The sequence below is a fragment of the Mycobacterium sp. genome (assembly GCF_049673265.1).
Classification (GTDB): Bacteria; Actinomycetota; Actinomycetes; order Mycobacteriales; family Mycobacteriaceae; genus Mycobacterium.
Genome location: NZ_JBATXN010000354.1, coordinates 1 through 2,651 on the forward strand (window position 1 = coordinate 1; position 2,651 = coordinate 2,651).

The 2,651-nt window shown below is 61.3% G+C and carries 4 protein-coding genes; 2 read left to right on the forward strand and 2 right to left on the reverse strand.

The genetic code is table 11. The features are described 5' to 3' along the window. Positions 1-279 (forward strand): DUF1330 domain-containing protein (locus tag WBF82_RS12230; RefSeq protein ID WP_424383290.1); only part of this gene is annotated, 279 nt, incomplete at its 5' end. Positions 280-373: 94 nt separating this feature from the next. Continuing rightward, a complete protein-coding gene (locus tag WBF82_RS12235) occupies positions 374-1,270 on the forward strand; it encodes a hypothetical protein (protein ID WP_424383291.1) in 897 nt (298 codons plus the stop codon). A 6-nt stretch (positions 1,271-1,276) separates the two neighbouring features. On the opposite strand, the gene WBF82_RS12240 is transcribed toward WBF82_RS12235, so the two are convergent. Then, on the reverse strand, positions 1,277-1,474 hold the full coding sequence (locus WBF82_RS12240) for a ferredoxin (RefSeq protein ID WP_424383292.1): 198 nt from the start codon (positions 1,472-1,474) through the stop codon (positions 1,277-1,279). A 10-nt stretch (positions 1,475-1,484) separates the two neighbouring features. Further along, positions 1,485-2,651, reverse strand: a 1,167-nt coding sequence (locus WBF82_RS12245) for a cytochrome P450 (protein ID WP_424383293.1), incomplete at its 5' end; no start/stop codon positions are given.

Consider the following 2,651-nt stretch of genomic DNA (forward strand, 5'->3'; position numbering starts at 1 on the left):
GGATACGTCATCCTCACCGAGGCCATCAAAGATCCAGAGGGCATGAAGGCTTACGGCCGGGCCGCCGGAGCGGCGATGGGCGGCGTCAACATTCTGGCGGTGGACACCGCGCCCAAGGTCATCGAAGGCAGCTGGCACGGTGATCAGACCGTTGTGCTGGAGTTCGAGTCGGTGGATGCTGCCCGCGCATGGTACGAGTCCGAGGCCTATCAAAAGGCGGCGAAACTACGGCAAGCCGCCGCCGACTGCAACGCGGTGATTCTCGCCGGATTTGGCTGAGCCGCAACGGCTTTGCTAAACGGGCGGCGGTGGGTGGCGCCGCGCGGTGTAGCATCGCTATGCCGGTAGAAAAAGCGGCCGTCGAGGAGGGGCAATGGCTCAGCACGTGGTCATGACCGTCAGCGGAACCTTCGCCAATATGTGGGATCAGACCCCACCGCAACCAGCTGCCGTCGCAAACGCGTTGCCCGGTGTCGCCACCGGAAACAGCGGTCCATTCTTCTGGCAGCCCGTAGGGAATTATCCCGCCGCCCCCTTCCCGATGGGTCCGTCGGTCGAAGACGGTGTGCGAGAACTGATCCGACTCGTCAACGACGAGTATCCGCCCGGAAATCCGGTAGGGCAGGGCATCATTCTTTTGGGGTACAGCCAAGGCGCGATTGTCGTATCGCACTTCATGAGAGATCACGTGGTCAACCCGGCCGGGGAATGCCACGCCCGCTGGCCAGACATTGTCGCCGTCGCCACATGGGGAAACCCCTGCAGGACGCCCGGATTTGCTTCTGGAAATGACTTCGCCGGCTGGCCAGTTCCAGGCGAGGTGGACGGCGTAGTAACTGGCGGTATCGCCGGTCCTGATGACCTTCAGCCCGCGGTCTATGTGCCAGTGAGCAAAACGGTCAAGCACTACTGGGGAGAGTTTGTCAACACAATTGGCAACGGAAATGACATCTACAGCGACTGCCCGGTAGGAAGCAATCCTTGGATAGCTGAAGCCCCGACCGGGGTCGTCGAAACCAACATCTACGACATCGTCCAGAACGTCACCGTGGCCGACATTTTCCAGATCATTTTGGAGGTCGTTGGCGTCATCGCCACGGCTGGCCTTGAGCTCATCCCAATCATCGAAGCCATTATCAATGGCGGCTTGTTCGTACAGGCCGGACCCGGCGCCGCGCATTACACTTACGACATTGGCCCAATCGCCAATTTCATTGCTTTGGCCGGATCTGAGACCCTCCCGTACGGGAACAGCGACAACCGGTTGTAGTCGCCGCTATTCGACGATCGAAATTGCCTGCCGCGGGCACTGCCGAACGGCGTCCCGCACTAGCTCTTCGTTCTCCGGCGTAACCTCGTCCTGCAGCACGGTCAACGTGTCGTCATCCTCGAGCTGAAACACCGTCGGGATGATGCCCATGCACACCCCGTTGCTTTCGCACAGTCCCCAGTCGACTTCGATCTTCTTTGTCACTCAACCCACCTCATCGCAATACCTTCACCGGAACGTTCAGCCAGCCCGCGACATTCTGCATGGTGACCCGTTTGCAGCCGTCCCAATCCACCTCGTAGCGGGGCATGAAGTCGAGCAGGTGCTCCAGTGCGATCCTGCTCTCCATCCGGGCCAAGGCGGCACCCAGGCAACTGTGAATCCCGTAGCCCAGGCCGAGGTGCTGCGCCTCGGTCTGGTCACGCTCGATGTCGAAGGTGTCTGCGTCGGTGAAAGCATCGGGGTCTCGGTTGGCCGCTGCTTTCATCAGAAACACCGGCTTGCCGGCGGGAATGGTGCCGCCGCTAACGTGTGCCTCTTTCATCGTCCAGCGGACGTTGTATTGCACCGGCCCTTCGTAGCGCAACAATTCTTCGACGGCACTGGGGATCTTGCTGCGATCGGCCAGCAGCTTTTCCCACTGGTCGGGGTGACGGGCGAAGAGCACCGCCGCGCTGCCGACCAACTTGGTAACTGTCTCCGCGCCCGCGCCGCCCAGTAGCGTCGCAAAACCGCAGATCTCGATGTCGTCGAGGCGGCGCACCGTGCCGTCATCGCAGGGAATCTCGGCGGCGATCAGCCGGCTGATCATGTCGTCCTGTGGCTCGGCACGGCGCTCCTGCACCAACCCGTAGTAGTACATCGCGGTGTCGATGTTGGCCTGCATGCCCTCTTCGCTGAGTTCGATTTGCCCAGGCTCCCGATGCAGGCTGGTGTCAATCCAGTGCCGCACCTGTTGGCGGTAGTCCGGCGGCACACCGGCCATCGTGGTGATGACTTCGACCGGGAACGGCCCGGAGAAGTCCTGCACGACGTCGAAGTGATCGGGATCGGCAGCACCCAAGTACTTTTCGACCACTTCGACGACTGTGTCGTGCTGCGACTGGATGGCTCGTGGGGTGAACGCTTTGTTGAGCAGGCTGCGCATGTGGCGGTGCTCCGGCGGATCCATAAAAATGATGGACCGCTGCTCGGGGGATATGCCCTTGCGGACCATCGCCAGGTCGCAGCCGCGCGAGGACGAGAAAGTCTCGAAGTCCTTCAACGCGCCGGCCACGTCTTCGTGGCGGGTCAGCGCGTAGAAGTCCTCTTTCTCGTCGTAGTAGAGCGGGGCATCCTCACGCATTCGTCGATAGATCTCGAACGGGTTGGTGAAGTACTC